Annotated in this window: 1 protein-coding gene; it reads right to left on the reverse strand. The window is 72.5% G+C overall.

Features of this window, described 5'->3' with window-relative positions; genetic code table 11:
* Nucleotides 1–984: hypothetical protein (locus tag H5J30_RS34640; RefSeq protein ID WP_181791771.1), on the reverse strand; the 984-nt coding region annotated here is incomplete at its 3' end.
* Nucleotides 985–1,161 lie beyond the last annotated feature (177 nt).

Raw genomic sequence — 1,161 nt, forward strand, 5'->3', positions numbered from 1 at the left:
GGGGATCTCCGTCGGCGTCACCGGCTCGGGCGGGGCGTCCGGACGCCGGGACAGCGAATCCAGGTCGCCGACCACCCCGACCCCCGACGCCGCGATGCCGGCCACTACGCGCTCCGCGACCTCCGCCACCGCCTCCTCCGCCCACGGCGGGGTCGTGATGCGGGGCTCGCCGGGCGCCGGTTCGTACGACTGCAGCCGCGGGACCACGCCCTCGCGGATCACCTTGCCCTGCCGCCACGTGCTCCAGTTGCGGTCCCGGAGCTTGCGGTTGAGCTGCAGCAGCAGCTCCGCCTCGCTCTGCGTCAGCGAGGAGTTGCCGCCGCTCTCCTGCGGTTCGAGCACCCCCTCAGGGAGGTCGAGGAGCTGCTCGAAGACGCGGAACTGCCACAGCGGCCTGGCCTCGTCCACGACCACCGCCGTCACGTTCTCCGCCCCCGCGGCCGCCGCCCAGCGCTCGATCAGCTCGTCGTGCCGCTGGAGGTGCCAGAAGTCCGGGGTCGGCTCGTCGTACGGGGGCTTGCGCAGCATGGCGTCGAGCCAGGTCTCGTACGACTCGCAGAGCCCGTGCTTGACGTACTGCTGCCAGTGCGACGGCATGATCTTCCGCAGCGGGCGCAGGGTGACCACGACGTGCACGGAGTGCTCGCCCGCCAGTTCCTTCACGGCCGTCCCGGCGGTGTCCGCGGCGGCGGTCGCGAAGAACTCGCTGCTCGCGAAGAACCGCATGCCGCCCGCCTCCGCCGCCTCCGTACAGAACGCCTCCCACGGCTCCCGCTCCGCCGCGGTCGGGTCCTTCCTGGCGATCGCGACGGCCGGGTCCTTCGCCTGGCGGCCCGGCCCGGCGTAGACGACGCCGTGCTCCCGCAGGGTGTCGCGGGCCTGGTGGAAGGCGGCCTGGAGGGCGGTGGTGCCTGTCTTGTGAGGGCCGATGTGGAGCAGCCGCGTGCCCGGTGGTGTGGGCGCGGCGAATCGCTCTCCCTGCATGGGAAGGGCCTTTCGTGGTCCGGAGGAGGACCCTCGATTCTGCAACGGTGCGGCCACCGGTCGGTGAGGTGAAGCCGAACAGCGGGCAAACAAACGGCCCCGGTCCGGGCCGGGGGCCAGGCCGCGCAACTTTCGGTCCCGGTGGTCGTTTCCCCGGTCGTGAACGCTACGAAGCCC

The sequence above is a fragment of the Streptomyces phytophilus genome (assembly GCF_013870535.1).
GTDB lineage: Bacteria > Actinomycetota > Actinomycetes > Streptomycetales > Streptomycetaceae > Streptomyces > Streptomyces phytophilus.